The organism is Citrobacter sp. R56, assembly GCF_016811995.1.
Lineage (GTDB): Bacteria > Pseudomonadota > Gammaproteobacteria > Enterobacterales > Enterobacteriaceae > Citrobacter_D > Citrobacter_D enshiensis.
The window spans coordinates 1,588,260-1,604,990 of sequence record NZ_CP069159.1 but is presented as its reverse complement, the minus strand read 5'-3'; the positions used below and the strand labels follow the sequence as shown (position 1 = coordinate 1,604,990).

14 protein-coding genes are annotated in these 16,731 nt (G+C 52.6%); 11 read left to right on the top strand and 3 right to left on the bottom strand.

Annotated features, from left to right (window positions below; genetic code table 11):
• From JM656_RS07635 to yejF, 9 genes are all read left to right on the top strand, one after another.
• Positions 1 to 1,467 (top strand): mannitol dehydrogenase family protein, encoded by a 1,467-nt coding sequence (locus JM656_RS07635; RefSeq protein ID WP_203360639.1) that lies wholly within the window; start codon positions 1 to 3, stop codon positions 1,465 to 1,467.
• A gap of 119 nt (positions 1,468 to 1,586) precedes the next feature.
• Positions 1,587 to 2,573, top strand: a complete 987-nt coding sequence (locus JM656_RS07630; protein ID WP_203360638.1) for a GTP-binding protein — start codon at positions 1,587 to 1,589, stop codon at positions 2,571 to 2,573.
• 34 nt (positions 2,574 to 2,607) lie between these two features.
• The gene (locus JM656_RS07625; protein WP_203361239.1) at positions 2,608 to 3,321 is read left to right on the top strand and encodes a phosphatase PAP2 family protein; all 714 of its coding nucleotides are present in this window, start codon (positions 2,608 to 2,610) and stop codon (positions 3,319 to 3,321) included.
• Positions 3,322 to 3,737: 416 nt separating this feature from the next.
• Positions 3,738 to 4,307, top strand: coding sequence for a bifunctional murein DD-endopeptidase/murein LD-carboxypeptidase (gene mepS / locus JM656_RS07620; protein WP_203360637.1), 570 nt, complete (start codon positions 3,738 to 3,740; stop codon positions 4,305 to 4,307).
• Between the two features lie 189 nt (positions 4,308 to 4,496).
• The gene (locus JM656_RS07615) at positions 4,497 to 6,053 is read left to right on the top strand and encodes a cyclic di-GMP phosphodiesterase (protein WP_203360636.1); all 1,557 of its coding nucleotides are present in this window, start codon (positions 4,497 to 4,499) and stop codon (positions 6,051 to 6,053) included.
• A 110-nt stretch (positions 6,054 to 6,163) separates the two neighbouring features.
• On the top strand, positions 6,164 to 7,978 hold the full coding sequence (locus JM656_RS07610) for an extracellular solute-binding protein (RefSeq protein WP_203360635.1): 1,815 nt from the start codon (positions 6,164 to 6,166) through the stop codon (positions 7,976 to 7,978).
• Positions 7,979 to 9,073, top strand: a complete 1,095-nt coding sequence (locus JM656_RS07605) for a microcin C ABC transporter permease YejB (RefSeq protein ID WP_203360634.1) — start codon at positions 7,979 to 7,981, stop codon at positions 9,071 to 9,073.
• The gene (locus JM656_RS07600) at positions 9,073 to 10,098 is read left to right on the top strand and encodes an ABC transporter permease (RefSeq protein WP_203360633.1); all 1,026 of its coding nucleotides are present in this window, start codon (positions 9,073 to 9,075) and stop codon (positions 10,096 to 10,098) included. Before JM656_RS07605 ends, JM656_RS07600 begins: the two co-directional genes overlap by 1 nt.
• A gap of 1 nt (position 10,099) precedes the next feature.
• A complete protein-coding gene (gene yejF / locus JM656_RS07595; RefSeq protein ID WP_203360632.1) occupies positions 10,100 to 11,689 on the top strand; it encodes a microcin C ABC transporter ATP-binding protein YejF in 1,590 nt (529 codons plus the stop codon).
• A gap of 3 nt (positions 11,690 to 11,692) precedes the next feature.
• Here yejF and JM656_RS07590 read toward each other — a convergent pair whose 3' ends face one another.
• The 3 genes from JM656_RS07590 to rsuA all read right to left on the bottom strand — a co-directional run bounded on the left by JM656_RS07590 (position 11,693) and on the right by rsuA (position 14,309).
• Complete coding sequence (locus JM656_RS07590) at positions 11,693 to 12,037, bottom strand: YejG family protein (RefSeq protein WP_192612826.1); 345 nt, start codon at positions 12,035 to 12,037, stop codon at positions 11,693 to 11,695.
• Between the two features lie 334 nt (positions 12,038 to 12,371).
• Positions 12,372 to 13,562 (bottom strand): Bcr/CflA family multidrug efflux MFS transporter, encoded by a 1,191-nt coding sequence (locus JM656_RS07585; protein ID WP_203360631.1) that lies wholly within the window; start codon positions 13,560 to 13,562, stop codon positions 12,372 to 12,374.
• Between the two features lie 51 nt (positions 13,563 to 13,613).
• On the bottom strand, positions 13,614 to 14,309 hold the full coding sequence (gene rsuA / locus JM656_RS07580; protein ID WP_203360630.1) for a 16S rRNA pseudouridine(516) synthase RsuA: 696 nt from the start codon (positions 14,307 to 14,309) through the stop codon (positions 13,614 to 13,616).
• A gap of 150 nt (positions 14,310 to 14,459) precedes the next feature.
• On the opposite strand from rsuA, the gene JM656_RS07575 reads away from it, so the two are divergent.
• Together JM656_RS07575 and rplY are read left to right on the top strand one after the other, a co-directional pair.
• On the top strand, positions 14,460 to 16,220 hold the full coding sequence (locus JM656_RS07575; protein ID WP_203360629.1) for a DEAD/DEAH box helicase: 1,761 nt from the start codon (positions 14,460 to 14,462) through the stop codon (positions 16,218 to 16,220).
• A gap of 124 nt (positions 16,221 to 16,344) precedes the next feature.
• Positions 16,345 to 16,629 carry a 50S ribosomal protein L25 gene (rplY, locus tag JM656_RS07570; RefSeq protein ID WP_203360628.1) on the top strand — a complete coding sequence of 95 codons (285 nt, stop codon included), beginning with the start codon at positions 16,345 to 16,347 and terminating at the stop codon, positions 16,627 to 16,629.
• Positions 16,630 to 16,731 lie beyond the last annotated feature (102 nt).

The following is a 16,731-nucleotide window of genomic DNA, read 5'->3' as shown; positions in this document are numbered from 1 at the left end:
ATGACTACTATTGCTTCCGTTCGACTTCCGGAAAATGTGCTATTGCCACAATACGATCGCCAGCAGTTGCAAACGCGGATCGTCCATTTTGGCTTTGGCGCTTTTCACCGTGCCCATCAGGCGTTACTGACGGACAGGGTTCTGAATTCACACGGCGGAGACTGGGGAATCTGTGAGGTAAGCCTGTTTAGCGGCGATCAATTGATGAGCGACCTGCGCGCGCAAGATCACCTCTATACCGTGCTGGAGAAAGGCGCACACGGCAACCAGGCCATTGTTATCGGCGCCGTTAATGAGTGTCTGAACGCAAAACTGGATTCACTCGCCGCGATTATCGAAAAATTTTGTGAACCGCAGGTGGCGATCGTTTCACTGACAATCACCGAAAAAGGCTACTGCATCGATCCGGCGACCGGTTCACTGGACGAGACAAACGCTCGTATCCTCCACGATATGCAGAACCCGTCGGAACCCCACTCGGCACCGGGTATTCTCGTTGAAGCCCTGCATCGCAGACGCGAGCGCGAGCTGAAGCCCTTTACCGTACTTTCGTGCGATAACATCCCGGACAACGGCCATGTAGTGAAAAACGCCGTGCTGGGCATGGCGGCAAAACGTTCTACAGAACTGGCAAAATGGATTGCGGAACAGGTCAGTTTTCCTGGCACGATGGTCGACAGAATTGTGCCTGCCGCCACCCCCGAATCTCTGGAAGAAATTACCCGCGAACTGGGCGTGCCGGATCCCTGCGCAATCAGCTGTGAGCCTTTCATCCAGTGGGTAGTCGAAGACAACTTTGTCGCCGGTCGCCCGCAGTGGGAAGCCGCTGGCGTGCAGATGGTGGCGGATGTTCTGCCGTGGGAACAGATGAAATTACGCATGCTGAATGGCAGCCACTCGTTTCTGGCCTATCTCGGTTATCTGGCGGGGTTCCGGCACATCAGCGACTGCATGCAGAACAGCGCATTTCGCGAGGCGGCATACCGTTTGATGATGCAGGAGCAGGCGCCGACATTGCGCATCACGAATGTTGATCTTGCGCAGTATGCCGACAGCCTGCTCGAACGCTTTGCTAACCCGGCGCTGAAACACAAAACCAGGCAGATAGCGATGGACGGCAGCCAAAAGCTGCCTCAACGCATGCTGGAAGGTGTTCGCGTGCATTTGGCACGTCAAACTGAATGGCCGTTATTGGCGCTGGGCATCGCTGGCTGGATGCGTTATGTCAGCGGGGTGGATGATGCAGGCGCGCCAATTGATGTTCGCGACCCGATGAGCGAAAAGATCCGCGCCATTGTTGAAAACAGTAGTGACACGCAAAGAGTGACCGCGTTACTTTCATTACACGAAATTTTTGCGGCCGACCTCGTGCAAAACCCACAATTTGTGCGGGTGATTGAACACGCCTGGCAACGTATCTCGCAACAAGGGGCGCATCAGGCCATCATCGATACGTTAAAAAATTAACTATTTCTGCCATTAATGCGGGTGATGAGTTTCTTCACCCGCTCTCCTCTTCTCTTTTTCTCTTTTTTTCGCCAGGATGACGGGAAACCGTTAAGGTATCGAATCATTCTGGAGCAGATGTGACCAAAACCAACCTCATTACCGGTTTTCTCGGTAGCGGAAAAACCACTTCCATTCTTCATCTATTAGCGAATAAAGACCCGGCGGAAAAATGGGCGGTGCTGGTCAATGAGTTTGGCGAAGTCGGCATCGATGGCGCCCTGCTCGCCGACAGCGGCGCGCTGTTGAAAGAGATCCCTGGGGGTTGCATGTGTTGCGTTAACGGTCTGCCAATGCAGGTTGGGCTGAATACCCTTCTGCGTCAGGGTAAACCCGATCGATTGCTGATTGAACCCACAGGGCTTGGACATCCCAAACAGATTCTGGATTTGCTCACCGCCCCTGTTTATGAACCGTGGATTGATCTTCGCGCCACGCTTTGCGTCCTTGATCCACGCCTTTTATTGGATGAAAAAAGCGTGACCAACGAGAACTTTCGCGATCAGCTGGCGGCAGCCGATATCATTGTGGCCAACAAGTCCGATCGCGCCACGCCCGAAAGCCAGGCTGCGCTGCACGCCTGGTGGCAACAGTATGGCGGTCATCGTCAGTTGATTCATACCGAACAGGGGAAAATAGAGGGCCATTGGCTGGACTTACCCCGGCTAAACCGGGCAGAACTGCCCTCCAGTGCCGCACACGCCCACCAGCATGCTGACAAAAAGGGGCTTGCGGCGCTGAGTTTACCGGCGCAACAACGCTGGCGTCGTAGCCTGAACAGTGGTCAGGGCCACCAGGCCTGCGGCTGGATTTTCGATGCGGATACCGTATTTGACACCATCGGTCTGCTGGAATGGGCTCGCCTTGCGCCTGTTGCGCGCGTCAAAGGCGTGATGCGTATAAAAGAAGGATTGGTACGCATTAACCGCCAGGGGGATGACCTGCACATTGAGACGCAAAATGTCGCGCCGCCAGACAGCCGAATTGAGCTTATCACCAGCGTGGATACCGACTGGAATGCGCTGCAGACGGCATTGTTGAAGCTTCGTTTAGCTGAAAACGCGTAAGGTTGCCTCCGATTTTTTGAACGGCGAAACGATGATGAAAACCCGGTATCCCCTCATATTCCTGCTGAATCTTGCTGGACTGGCGTTGTTTTTATCATGGTATCTGCCTGAAAATCACGGGGTCTGGGCCTCCCTCGACGTCGAGGTCTTTCGTTTTTTCAACCACAAGCTGGGTGAAAATCGCCTATTCCTGTGGGGGGTCGCCATTACCAACAATCGGGCGTTCGATGGCTGTTCGCTGCTGGCGATGGGTTGTCTGATGTTGCGCTTTTGGTTAAAAGAGACGTCAGCGGGCCGTCGGCAGATCGTCATTATGGGTCTGGTGATGCTGTTAACTGCCGTCGTGCTAAATCAGCTTGGTCAGACGCTTATTCCGGTTAAACGCGCCAGTCCGACGCTCACATTTGATAATATCTATCGCGTGAGCGAGTTGTTGCATATTCCCACCAAGGATGCCTCCAGAGACAGTTTTCCCGGCGATCATGGAATGATGCTGCTTATTTTTTCCGCATTTATGATGCGATATTTCGGAAAAACCGCAGGCATTACCGCCCTTATTATATTTGTGGTTTTTGCTTTTCCTCGTGTGATGATTGGCGCCCACTGGCTGACAGATATCGTCGTGGGTTCGCTCACGGTGGTACTGATTGGATTACCGTGGTGGTTAATGACGCCATTAAGCGATCGCGTTATTTTCTTATTTGATCACTACCTCCCCGGCGAAAACAAACAAATTTTAAACAAATAACTCACAGTAATTAACATTATCATCAGGGAATATTCTTATCTCCTGAGAGTGAATCTGGATAATTCATCACTGAAACTATCATCCAAAGGGTCATCACATTCCCTTTATAAATTAGTTAATTGCCTATTTTTTACCCCAACTGTACTTAATTTGTTCAATCCCGTTTTTTCACTTTCCGTATCACTTTTTCTTATAAAAAATCACGTAAATTCGCTCGCAATAGCAGGAGTGATCGGGTAATCTCGAACTCGTTTTGCCTCGCCTGGTCATTATCTCGTTATGAATAAAATTGTGCGTTCTGCCACAGTTTTGACCTTAAGGAATTGTTTCATCATGCGTAGGTAATTAGTCTCGTCACGTTTGGCATTTTTTATAACGATATTTATCGTTAAGGACTTCAAGGGAAAACAAACAAAATGGTCAGATCTCAACCGATTTTGAGATATATCTTGCGGGGAATTCCCGCGATAGCAGTGGCGATTCTGCTCTCTGCATGTACGACAACGAACACCGCGAAAAATATGCATTCTGAGACGCATGCTGTGGGTAATGGAGATAACTCTTCACTGCAAGCCTCTCAGGATGAATTTGAAAATATGGTTCGTAACCTCGATGTGAAATCGCGGATTATGGATCAGTATGCTGACTGGAAAGGTGTGCGTTACCGCCTTGGCGGCAGCACCAAAAAAGGCATTGATTGTTCCAGCTTTGTACAACGTACATTCCGCGAGCAATTTGGTTTAGAGCTTCCACGCTCAACCTACGAGCAACAGGAGACGGGTAAATCCGTTTCGCGCAGTAATCTGCGCACCGGCGATCTGGTGCTGTTCCGGGCAGGTTCAACCGGTCGTCATGTCGGTATTTACATCGGCAACAACCAGTTTGTTCATGCTTCAACCAGCAGCGGCGTGATTATTTCCAGTATGAACGAGCCTTACTGGAAAAAACGTTACAACGAAGCGCGCCGGGTTCTGAGCCGCAGTTAACCGTTCGTTTGAAAGCTATCCCTTGGCTATCCTGACGAGACACATAAAAAAGCACTGCAGACGCAGTGCTTTTTTTTGCGCTGTAGTAATGCCCCGCAGAAAAGTATGACTATCACCGGTGTTCCAGGCTATAGTCTTGTAAATCAATTAGTTTAATATTAAGCGGCCCTATCAGGTAAACCAGGAACTATGTTCACAAGCGCCTCCTCGTCCGGTAGAAAAATCCTGTTCACCTGTGTAGCGACGGGGGTTGTGGTCGCCTTGCTCATCAGTAGCCTGCAGTTTTTAATGTCATGGCACAAACGCGAAGTCAAATACGACACGCTGATTTCAGATGTACAACACTACCTGGTGAGCTATTTTGCCGACCTCAAAGCCACCACCGACCAGCTCCAGCCGCTGACCTTAAATTCCTGTCAGCACGTCGCCGCTGATCTGACCTCCCGCGCGGCATTTAGCCTTAACGTACGCGCCTTTTTGCTCATCAAAGAGAATAAAGCATTCTGCTCCTCAGCCACCGGGCCGATGAACACAGCGCTTAAAGCACTGGTGCCAGCCCTCGACACACGTAAAAAAATCGATATGGCCCTATTGCCTGGCACCCCAATGATGCCGGACAAACCCGCAATGGCGATTTGGTACCAGAATCCGTTGTTACCGGAAAGCGGGGTATTCACCTCACTCAATATCAATCTGACGCCGTACCTGCTGTACACCTCCCGACAGGAAGATTTTGACGGAATCGCACTGATTGTGGGCAATACCGCCCTCTCAACGTTTTCTAGTCATTTAATGACATTAAACGAGCTGACAGACACGCCAACACGTGAGGCCGCGGTGAAAGGCGTCCCCCTGAAGATTCGCCTGTACGGCAACAGCTGGACCTATACCGACTTGTGGTATGCCCTGATGCTTGGGTGTATGGGGGGGATCGTTGCGGGCTTGCTCTGCTATTACATCAACTCTATTCGAATGCGCCCCGGAAAAGAGATTCTGACGGCCATCAAGCGCAATCAGTTTTATGTGGTTTACCAACCCGTCGTAGAGACGAAAACCCTGAAGGTTACCGGTCTGGAAGTGCTCTTACGCTGGCGACATCCGACGGTCGGTGAAATTCCGCCTGATGTCTTCATCCATTATGCAGAAGCGCAGCAATTGATTGTGCCGCTGACGCAACACCTGTTCGAGTTGATTGCCCGCGACGCGCCTACATTGCAAAAAGTACTCCCCGTCGGCGCGAAGTTTGGCATCAATATTGCCCCGGACCATCTGCACAGCGAGAGCTTTAAAGAAGATATTCGCCGCCTGGGTGCGTCCTTACCTCGGCATCATTTTCAGGTAGTACTGGAAATGACCGAACGCGACATGCTCAAACACCAGGAAGCCACGAAACTGTTTGAATGGCTGCATGCCGCAGGATTCGAAATTGCCATTGATGATTTCGGGACAGGCCATAGCGCGCTTATTTATCTGGAACGCTTCACGCTGGACTACCTGAAAATCGATCGGGGCTTCGTCAATGCCATTGGTACGGAAACCGTCACCTCTCCGGTGCTGGATGCCGTCCTGATGCTAGCTAAACGCCTGAATATGCTTACCGTCGCAGAAGGCGTTGAAACCCCTGAGCAGGCAAAATGGCTACGCGACCACGGTGTTAATTTCCTCCAGGGATACTGGATAAGCCGACCTTTACCGCTGGACGATTTCTTACTCTGGCTTGCCGTTTCCCCTACGCCCAGGTGGTAACGGCAACCTGCTGCGTCGAATGGATTCACAATGCGCGCTACGTCACTTATTATTCAGTCATGACGCTTGCCGGACAGTGGCAGGTGCTGAAAAGAGGAAATCACGCCTAAATGATGACTCGCGTAATCGTGTTGTTTGTCGCCCTGTTGAGTTTCGGCGTTCAGGCTCAGGCCATCAAAGAAAGTTACGCCTTTGCCGTATTGGGTGAGCCGAAATACGCCTTCAACTTTGAACACTTTGATTATGTGAATCCCGCCGCACCGAAAGGCGGCCAAATGACGCTGTCTGCCGTTGGCACATTTGATAACTTCAATCGTTACTCGATGCGTGGAAACCCGGGTGTTCGCACCGATTCGCTTTATGACACGCTGTTCACCACTTCTGACGACGAACCCGGCAGCTACTACCCGCTGGTTGCTGAAAAAGCCCGTTACGCGGACGATTATTCGTGGGTGGAAATCGCCATCAATCCACGCGCACGTTATCATGATGGTTCTCCGATCACCGCCAGCGACGTGGCATTCACCTTCCACAAATTTATGACCGAAGGCGTACCGCAGTTCCGCCTGGTATACAAAGGGACGACCGTCAAAGCCATAGCGCCCCTCACCGTGCGCATTGAGCTCGCCAAACCCGGCAAAGAAGATATGCTCAGTCTGTTTTCTTTACCCATCATGCCGGAAAAATTCTGGAAAAATCACAAACTCAGCGACCCGCTCTCTTCCCCTCCGCTGGCCAGCGGCCCGTACCGCATCACCCAGTGGAAAATGGGCCAGTATATTGTCTATTCACGCGTTAAAGATTACTGGGCGGCCAGTCTACCGGTAAACCGCGGGCGCTGGAATCTCGATACCATTCGCTATGACTACTACCTGGATGACAATGTGGCGTTCGAAGCGTTTAAAGCCGGAGCGTTTGACCTGCGACTGGAAAATGATGCTAAAAACTGGGCAACCCGTTACACCGGTAAAAATTTCGCCAATCATTACATCGTCAAAGAAGAACAGAAGAATGAGTCCGCGCAGGACACCCGCTGGCTGGCGTTTAACATTCAGCGCCCGGTGTTTCAGGAAAGGCGTGTGCGTGAAGCCATCACCCTCGCCTTTGATTTTGAATGGATGAATAAGGCATTGTTTTATAATGCCTGGAGCCGCACAAGCAGCTATTTCCAGAATACCGAATATGCCGCCAGCCAGTATCCCGATGCGGATGAGTTAGTCCTGCTCGCCCCGATGAAAAACGATCTGCCGCCAGAAGTCTTCAGCCAGATTTACCATCCTCCTGTGTCTCGTGGAGATGGTTACAATCGTGAAAATCTGCTGAAAGCCGGAGAATTGCTCACTCAGGCGGGATGGATCCTAAAAGGACAACAGCGCATCAGCAGTACCACCGGTAAACCGCTGACGTTTGAACTTCTGCTTCCGGCGGGGGGAAACAGCCAGTGGGTTCTGCCCTTCCAGCACAATCTGCAACGCCTGGGCATTACGATGGAGATCCGCCAGGTCGACAATTCGCAAATCACCAATCGCATGCGCAGCCGCGACTATGACATGATGCCGAGGTTGTGGCGCGCCATGCCGTGGCCCAGTTCCGATCTGCAAATCTCCTGGGCCTCTGAGTATATTGATTCCAGCTATAACTCTCCCGGTGTGCAGAGTCCGGTGATTGATAAGCTGATTGCGCAGATCATTGCCGCTCAGGGCAATAAAGCCAAACTGGTTCCGCTGGGGCGGGCGCTGGATCGGGTGCTGACATGGAATTACTACATGCTGCCGATGTGGTATATGGCAGAAGACAGACTGGCCTGGTGGGACAAATTCTCCCATCCGGCTATCCGTCCCATTTATACCATTGGGCTGGACACCTGGTGGTATGACGTCAATAAAGCCGCGAAACTTCCGGCGGCCAGACGACAAGGAGAATAAATGGGCGCCTATCTGATTCGACGCTTGTTGCTGGTGATCCCCACGCTCTGGGCCATCATTACCATCAACTTTTTTATCGTGCAGATTGCGCCAGGAGGGCCGGTTGACCAGGCCATTGCCGCGATTGAATTCGGTCAGTCAGGCGCACTGCCCGGTACTGGAGGCGAAGGTTTACGCGCCAGCCACGCGCAGACCGGGGTTGGCAATATCAGCGACAGCCAATACCGCGGCGGTCGCGGGCTTGACCCTGAGGTGATTGCCGAAATTACACGGCGTTACGGCTTTGATAAACCGCTTCACGAACGTTACTTCACCATGTTGTGGAACTACGTTCGCTTTGATTTTGGCGACAGCCTGTTTCGCAGCGCTTCCGTGTTGACGCTCATTAAAGACAGCCTGCCCGTCTCCATCACGTTGGGCTTATGGAGTACGCTCATCATCTATCTGGTGTCGATACCGCTGGGCATCCGTAAAGCGGTCCATAACGGCAGCCGGTTTGATGTGTGGAGCAGCGCCTTTATCATCATCGGCTACGCCATCCCAGCGTTCCTGTTCGCCATTCTTTTGATTGTTTTCTTTGCCGGCGGCAGCTACTACGACCTCTTTCCGCTGCGGGGTTTGGTCTCCGCCAATTTTGACTCGTTGCCCTGGTATCAGAAAATCACCGATTATCTTTGGCATATCGCGTTGCCGGTGCTGGCGACCGTAATTGGCGGTTTTGCCGCCCTGACCATGCTAACAAAGAACTCGTTTCTCGATGAGGTTCGCAAACAGTATGTTGTCACGGCGCGCGCCAAAGGCGTCAGCGAAAACAACATTTTGTGGAAGCACGTTTTCCGTAACGCCATGCTGCTGGTCATTGCCGGTTTTCCGGCCACATTTATCAGCATGTTTTTCACTGGCTCGCTGCTGATTGAAGTGATGTTCTCATTAAATGGGCTGGGATTGCTGGGCTATGAAGCGACCGTGTCCCGTGACTATCCGGTGATGTTTGGCACGTTGTATATTTTCACCCTGATCGGCTTGCTGCTGAACATCCTCAGCGATATCAGCTATACGCTGGTTGATCCACGCATTGATTTTGAGGGACGCTAATGCCGCGATTAAGCCCTGTAAACCAGGCCCGCTGGGCGCGTTTTCGCCACAATCGTCGGGGCTACTGGTCACTGTGGATTTTCCTTGTGCTCTTCAGCCTGAGTTTATGCTCTGAGCTCATAGCCAATGATAAACCGCTGTTGATTCGCTATGACCAGAGCTGGTATTTCCCGCTGGTGAAGAATTACAGTGAAAGCGATTTTGGCGGACCGTTTGCGACTCAGGCGGACTATCAGGACCCCTGGCTGCAACAGCAGCTTGAACAGCGGGGTTGGGTTCTGTGGGCACCGGTCAGATTCGGCGCCAACAGCATTAACTTTGCGACCAAACAGCCCTTCCCGTCGCCACCGTCAACGCAAAACTGGCTGGGAACCGATGCCAACGGCGGCGATGTGCTGGCGCGGATCCTGTATGGCACGCGCATCTCCATCTTATTCGGGCTGATGCTCACCCTTTGCTCCAGCATCATGGGGGTTCTGGCCGGTGCCTTGCAGGGATACTACGGGGGAAAAGTCGATCTGTGGGGGCAGCGTTTAATCGAAGTCTGGTCTGGAATGCCAACGCTGTTTCTGATTATTCTCCTCTCAAGCGTCGTGCAACCCAATTTTTGGTGGTTACTGGCGATTACGGTGATCTTTGGCTGGATGAGTCTTGTCGGGGTGGTGCGCGCGGAGTTTTTGCGTACCCGCAATTTCGATTACATTCGCGCAGCACAGGCGTTAGGCGTCAGCGATCGCAGTATCATTCTGCGTCATATGCTGCCCAATGCGATGGTCGCCACGCTGACCTTTATCCCCTTTATTTTGTGCAGCTCAATTACCACACTGACATCGCTCGATTTTCTGGGGTTTGGTTTACCGCTGGGATCGCCCTCGCTCGGTGAATTACTCCTGCAAGGCAAAAATAACCTGCAGGCGCCGTGGCTGGGGATCACCGCGTTCTTGTCGGTGGCGGTGCTACTGTCGCTGCTGATTTTTATTGGCGAAGCCGTGCGCGACGCGTTTGATCCCAACAAGGCGGTATAGCATGACGCAACCTCTGTTAGCGATAGATCGTTTATCGGTCGGTTTTAGCAAGCAAGGGATCGTACGCACGGTGGTCAACGATGTCTCTCTGTGCGTTGAGGCAGGCGAAACGCTGGCGCTGGTTGGCGAGTCAGGCTCGGGGAAAAGCGTCACCGCGCTGTCTATTTTACGCCTGCTGCCTTCCCCACCCGCAGTATACCTTGCCGGCGATATTCGTTTTCATGGCGAGTCGCTGCTGCATGCCAGCGAGCACACCCTGCGCGGCGTGCGCGGGAATAAGATTGCCATGATTTTCCAGGAGCCAATGGTGTCGCTCAATCCCCTGCACTCCCTGGAAAAGCAGCTCTATGAGGTGCTATCTTTACACCGGGGTATGCGTCGGGAAGCCGCCAGAGGCGAAATCCTGAGCTGTCTGGATCGCGTTGGCATTCGTCACGCCGCACGGCGACTGGGAGATTATCCACACCAGCTCTCCGGCGGCGAGCGTCAGCGCGTGATGATCGCCATGGCGCTATTAACCCGACCGGAGCTGCTGATTGCCGATGAGCCGACTACGGCGCTGGACGTCTCGGTACAGGCGCAAATCCTGCAGCTGTTACGTGAATTGCAGCGCGAGTTGAATATGGGAATGCTGTTTATTACCCATAATCTGAGCATTGTGAAGAAACTGGCCGACACCATCGCCGTTATGCAAAACGGCCAATGCGTGGAGCAAAACCGCGCACAGCCGTTGCTCAGTGCTCCCACCCATCCGTACACACAAAAATTGTTAAACAGCGAGCCGTCTGGCGATCCGGTGCCGTTATCCGCCCAACAGGCCCCGCTGCTCGAAGTCAGTCAACTCCGCGTCGCCTTCCCGATTCGTAAAGGAATTCTAAAACGCGTTGTCGACAATAACGAAGTGGTAAAAAACGTCAGTTTCAGTCTGCAACCTGGAGAAACTCTGGGACTGGTGGGTGAATCCGGCTCAGGCAAAAGTACCACCGGCCTGGCGCTGTTGCGGCTAATCACCTCGCAGGGTCGCATTGTGTTTGATGGTCAGCCGCTGCATAACTTAAGCCGCCGCCAGCTTTTACCGGTGCGTCACCGCATTCAGGTGGTCTTTCAGGATCCGAACTCTTCCCTGAATCCACGGCTAAGCGTTTTGCAAATTATCGAAGAAGGGTTACGCGTCCACCAGCCAGCGCTTTCAGCGCAACAACGCGAACAGCAGGTCATATCGGTGATGGCGGAGGTCGGTCTGGACGGCGAAACCCGTCATCGCTACCCCGCAGAGTTTTCCGGCGGCCAACGTCAGCGAATTGCTATCGCCAGGGCGTTAATTTTAAAACCCTCGCTGATCATTCTCGACGAACCTACCTCTTCACTAGATAAGACTGTCCAGGCGCAAATCCTGGCGCTATTGAAGTCGCTGCAGCAAAAGCATCGCCTGGCCTATATTTTCATTAGCCACGATCTGCACGTTGTGCGCGCGTTGTGCCATCAGGTGATTGTGCTGCGACAAGGAGATGTTGTAGAGCAAGGGCCATGCGAGCAGGTGTTTACCGCACCGCAGCAAGCGTATACGCGTCAGTTGCTCGCGCTAAGCTGACGCTCAAAATGGATTGTTGTTTGAAAAAGGCTCGGCAATGGCAACACCAAAATTTTTCAGGCGACAGGTCGCGGCGAACTCATCCTGACGGTTAACGAACAGGCACGGTTCGCCTTCGCATTCCAGTACAGAACAAGGGACTTCAATATCGCTCAGCGCCTGGCTGAGTTTATGCATCACCGGCCATGCGCTGTCGCCATCCGGACTCAGTAATTTAAGCGCCACCAGGCTGTTTTCCGTGCTCTGGCCATTCTGCGGAATCGGTTCAACTTTCGAACCTGCAAAACCCGCTGACCAACGATAGTTCTGTGGCAAGCGATGAACGATTGAGAGCTGTAATGTATTCACTTTTATTCCCCGGAAGCACAATAACTTCACAATTTATTTACATCCATTTTAACACATCATTGACAACCCGTCCTTAAACGGATCGAAAACGCCGGTATCCACGACTCGTGCGGCTTATACTGCCGATTGTTAAAATATTATTGACCGGTGCGGACAGATTTGCGGGCTATATGTACCCGTTTCTGCGATCTAACTCAACCTTTTTAACTACAATGATGTGACTTTTTACATAAATTGATTTTACATAAAATAAACATCTTTGGGTTGAATGAGCGATTTGAGGTTGATGTACATCAACAAAGGGAGCCTTACAGCTCCCATGTTGTGCATTTTATCACCTTTTTTTCGGGCGACTTGCGTAGAGGTAGAAAAGGATCGAGCCGGTTGCACAAAATGCAATCGACCAAATCATTGGCCAGGCCGAGTTAAACGTCGCCAGCGACAGCAGCGCGCCAACAATAGCGCCGATGCCGAAACGGAAAGTCCCTGCCAGTGAAGAGGCGGTTCCCGCCATGTGGGGGAATTCATCCAGAATGACGGCCATCGCGTTGGATGACACCATCGAAACACATCCCACAAACGCCGCGACCCCCACGACCAGCGCCCAGAAACCGAACCCGAACAGCGCGCTCAAAACCAGCCAGCCCGCCATCACAAACTGGATCCATAACCCGGTACGGAACATGTTTAATGCCCCGACCCGGCGCACAAATCGGCTATTAATAATCGTCATCACAAATAAGAACACGATGTTCAGCGCGAAGTAATAGCCAAAATGTTGTGGAGAGACGTGATTTACCTCGATGTAGACAAACGGCCCGGCGCTGAGGAAGGAGAACATCCCGGCGAAACTAAAGCCGCTGGCCAGCATGTAACTCAGCACGCGTTTATGACGAAACAGCGAGGCAAAGTTCCCCATGGTCGTGCGCAGACGGAAAGGCTGACGGCGCTCAACGGGAAGCGTCTCTTTAATCAGCGTGAAGATCATGACGGACGCCAGAATCGCCGCCACCGCCAGGATCCAAAAGATGTAGTGCCAGCTCAACCACACCAGCACCCACCCGCCGACAATCGGCGCCATCAACGGCGCAATGGTCGTCACCAGCATGACGAACGACATCATGCGCGAGAACTCTTCTTTCGGGTAGATGTCGCGCATCAGAGCATTGATCACCACACTCGCCGCTGCCGCCGCCAGACCGTGGAAGAAACGCATGACAATCAGTTGATCAATGGTTTGCGCCAGCGCGCAGGCCACCGCCGCCGCTGCAAAGATCAGTGTCCCTCCGAGGATCACCGGTTTACGCCCAAGGCTGTCCGCCATTGGGCCGTAGATCAACTGCCCCACCGCGAACCCCAGAATATAGGTACTGAGCGTCATCTGCGCGCTACCCGCGGGCACGCCAAACTGTTCGGAGATAACCGGCAGCGCAGGGAGATACATATCAATCGACAATGGCATCAGCATGGCCAACAGGCCAAGGATAAAGACAATGGCAAATGATGAGTGCTGTCGGGTGGTCACAAAGAGACTCCTGAATTTAGTTAGCTGGAGGTTAAAACCTGGCCACAAGGTTTAGCCAACGCTGGCAATTTCTGCTTCTGTCAGAGGGCGGTATTCACCCGGCTCCAGATCAGCATCCAGTACGATCGCGCCGATACGTTCACGGTGCAGTTCCACAACGTGATTTCCGACAGCGGCAAACATACGTTTTACCTGGTGATAGCGCCCCTCACTGATCGTCAAACGCACCTGCGTTGGCGTGATCACCTCAAGCATCGCAGGTTTAGTGAGATCTTTCTCATTATGTAGCTGAACACCATGTGCAAATTGTGCGGCAGTCTCCTCTGCCACCGGTGATTCCAGCGTCACCAGGTAGGTTTTTTCGCAATGATGACGTGGGGATGTGATCCGATGCGACCACTGTCCGTCATCCGTCATCAGCACCAGCCCGGTGGTATCAATGTCCAGACGCCCTGCCGCATGCAGTTTATGCGCAACCGGTTCATCAAGAAAATAGAGTACCGTCGGATGATCCGGATCCTCCGTCGAGCAGACATAGCCCTGCGGTTTATTCAGCATGAAGTAGCGCGGTCCATTTTGCTGAACCAGCGAATTGCCGTCATATTCTACGGCATGTTCTGGCAGCAGTTTAAACGCGGTATTTCTGATGATTTCGCCATCCACGGTAACGCGGTGAGCACGGATTTCGCGCCCGGCAATAGCACGGCTGACGCCGAGTTGCTGAGCGATAAATTTATCAAGTCGCATGAGAGTGATTTTGCCTGTAATAATACGGAAATCGAGCGTTTCGCCCGAGAATTGAAGCCGTTATCCGTTCAGTATAACGGGGTCTATACTTCGCTCAAAGGAAATGATTCATGGCATACTAAACGCGGGATTCATTATCGCAGCGAGACCATGATTTTTACACTTCGTCCTTATCAGCAAGAAGCCGTGGATGCCACGCTCAACCATTTTCGCCACCATCGCTCCCCTGCGGTAATTGTCTTGCCAACCGGCGCAGGTAAAAGCCTGGTAATCGCTGAGCTGGCGCGCGTAGCGCGTGGACGCGTTCTGGTGCTGGCGCATGTAAAAGAACTGGTCGCACAAAACCACGCAAAATATTGTGCGTTGGGTCTGGATGCCGATATCTTCGCCGCCGGGTTAAAACGTAAAGAAAGCCACGGCAAAGTCGTCTTCGGCAGCGTACAGTCGGTCGCCCGCAATCTGGGCCATTTTCAGGGTGAATTTTCCCTGCTGATCGTCGATGAATGCCATCGTATTGGCGACGACGAAGAGAGCCAGTATCAGCAAATCCTCGCCCACCTGAGTCAGGTCAATCCCCAGCTTCGTCTGCTCGGTTTGACCGCCACGCCATTTCGCCTGGGCAAAGGCTGGATGTACCGTTTTCATTATCACGGCATGGTACGCGGCAACGAAAACGCGATTTTTCGCGACTGTATTTACGAGTTGCCGCTGCGCTACATGATCAAACACGGCTATCTGACACCTCCGGAGCGCCTGGACATGCCGGTCGTGCAGTATGATTTCAGCCGTTTGCAGGCACAGAGTAATGGTCTCTTTAGCGAAGCCGACCTCAATCACGAGCTGAAAAAACAGCAGCGAATAACGCCGCATATCATCAGCCAAATCATTGAGTTCGCCCAGACACGCAAAGGGGTGATGATTTTCGCCGCCACCGTTGAACATGCGAAAGAGATTGTTGGCCTGCTGCCCCGCGATGACGCCGCACTGATCGTTGGCGACACGCCGGGCGCTGAACGCGACGTGTTGATTGAAGACTTCAAAGCGCAGCGCTTTCGGTTTCTGGTCAACGTTGCGGTGCTGACGACCGGTTTTGACGCCCCGCATGTCGATCTCATCGCCATTTTGCGCCCCACGGAGTCCGTCAGCCTTTACCAGCAAATCGTAGGTCGTGGCCTGCGCCTGTCGCCAGGGAAGACCGACTGTCTGATCCTCGATTATGCCGGTAATCCTCATGACTTATACGCACCGGAAGTGGGCGCGCCGAAAGGGAAAAGCGACAACGTACCCGTCCAGGTCTTCTGCCCTGCCTGTGGTTTCGCCAATACATTCTGGGGAAAAACCACTGCCGACGGCACGCTGATTGAGCACTTTGGTCGTCGCTGCCAGGGGTGGTTTGAAGACGATGAGGGTCATCGTGAACAGTGCGATTTTCGCTTCCGCTTTAAAAACTGCCCACAATGCAACGCGGAAAACGACATTGCGGCACGTCGCTGCCGCGAGTGCGATACCGTACTTGTCGACCCAGACGATATGCTAAAGGCCGCGCTAAAACTCAAAGATGCGCTGGTGCTGCGCTGTAGCGGCATGGCAATGCAACACGGACAGGATGAAAAAGGCGAATGGCTGAAAATCACCTATTACGATGAGGACGGTGCCGACGTCAGCGAGCGTTTTCGCTTGCAGACGCCCGCTCAGCGCACCGCGTTTGAGCAGCTCTTCATTCGCCCTCACACCCGCACGCCAGGCGTTCCGTTACGCTGGATCACCGCCGCAGATATTCTCGCGCAACAACCGCTGTTGCGGCATCCCGACTTTGTCGTCGCACGCATGAAGGGCCAGTACTGGCAGGTACGTGAAAAGGTCTTTGACTACGAAGGACGCTTCCGCCGGGCACATGAATTACGCGGATAATCGTACTTTTGATTGATGTAACGGGCATTTGAGTATAGAATTCCGCCCGCTTTTGCATACGCAAAGCAGATCACTTACCTGTTGCTGGGTCGCCTGTAGCAGGAATTATTTAAGAGAGATTTAAATGTTTACTATCAATGCTGAAGTACGTAAAGAGCAGGGTAAGGGTGCGAGCCGCCGCCTGCGTGCCGCTAACAAGTTCCCGGCAATCATCTACGGTGGCGCAGAAGCCCCGATTGCTATCGAACTGGATCACGATTCAATCATGAACATGCAAGCTAAAGCTGAATTTTACAGCGAAGTTCTGACCATCGTTGTTGACGGTAAAGAAGTTAAAGTTAAAGCTCAGGCTGTACAGCGTCACGCTTACAAGCCGAAGCTGTCTCACATCGACTTCGTTCGCGCGTAATCGCCAACAAGTTGAAGAAAAACCCCGCCTCGGCGGGGTTTTTTGTTTCTGTCATTTATTGAACCGTATGCCTGAAGAGCGCAGCGCCAGCAGGCATATTCG

Excerpts from the sequence above, each read along its gene's own strand:
- JM656_RS07635 (WP_203360639.1), top strand. The coding sequence starts at position 1 with ATGACTACTATTGCTTCCGTTCGACTTCCGGAAAATGTGCTATTGCCA.
- JM656_RS07625 (WP_203361239.1), top strand. The coding sequence starts at position 2,608 with ATGAAAACCCGGTATCCCCTCATATTCCTGCTGAATCTTGCTGGACTG.
- mepS (WP_203360637.1), top strand. The coding sequence starts at position 3,738 with ATGGTCAGATCTCAACCGATTTTGAGATATATCTTGCGGGGAATTCCC.
- JM656_RS07615 (WP_203360636.1), top strand. The coding sequence starts at position 4,497 with ATGTTCACAAGCGCCTCCTCGTCCGGTAGAAAAATCCTGTTCACCTGT.
- JM656_RS07610 (WP_203360635.1), top strand. The coding sequence starts at position 6,164 with ATGATGACTCGCGTAATCGTGTTGTTTGTCGCCCTGTTGAGTTTCGGC.
- JM656_RS07605 (WP_203360634.1), top strand. The coding sequence starts at position 7,979 with ATGGGCGCCTATCTGATTCGACGCTTGTTGCTGGTGATCCCCACGCTC.
- JM656_RS07600 (WP_203360633.1), top strand. The coding sequence starts at position 9,073 with ATGCCGCGATTAAGCCCTGTAAACCAGGCCCGCTGGGCGCGTTTTCGC.
- yejF (WP_203360632.1), top strand. The coding sequence starts at position 10,100 with ATGACGCAACCTCTGTTAGCGATAGATCGTTTATCGGTCGGTTTTAGC.
- rsuA (WP_203360630.1), bottom strand. The coding sequence starts at position 14,309 with ATGCGACTTGATAAATTTATCGCTCAGCAACTCGGCGTCAGCCGTGCT.
- JM656_RS07575 (WP_203360629.1), top strand. The coding sequence starts at position 14,460 with ATGATTTTTACACTTCGTCCTTATCAGCAAGAAGCCGTGGATGCCACG.
- rplY (WP_203360628.1), top strand. The coding sequence starts at position 16,345 with ATGTTTACTATCAATGCTGAAGTACGTAAAGAGCAGGGTAAGGGTGCG.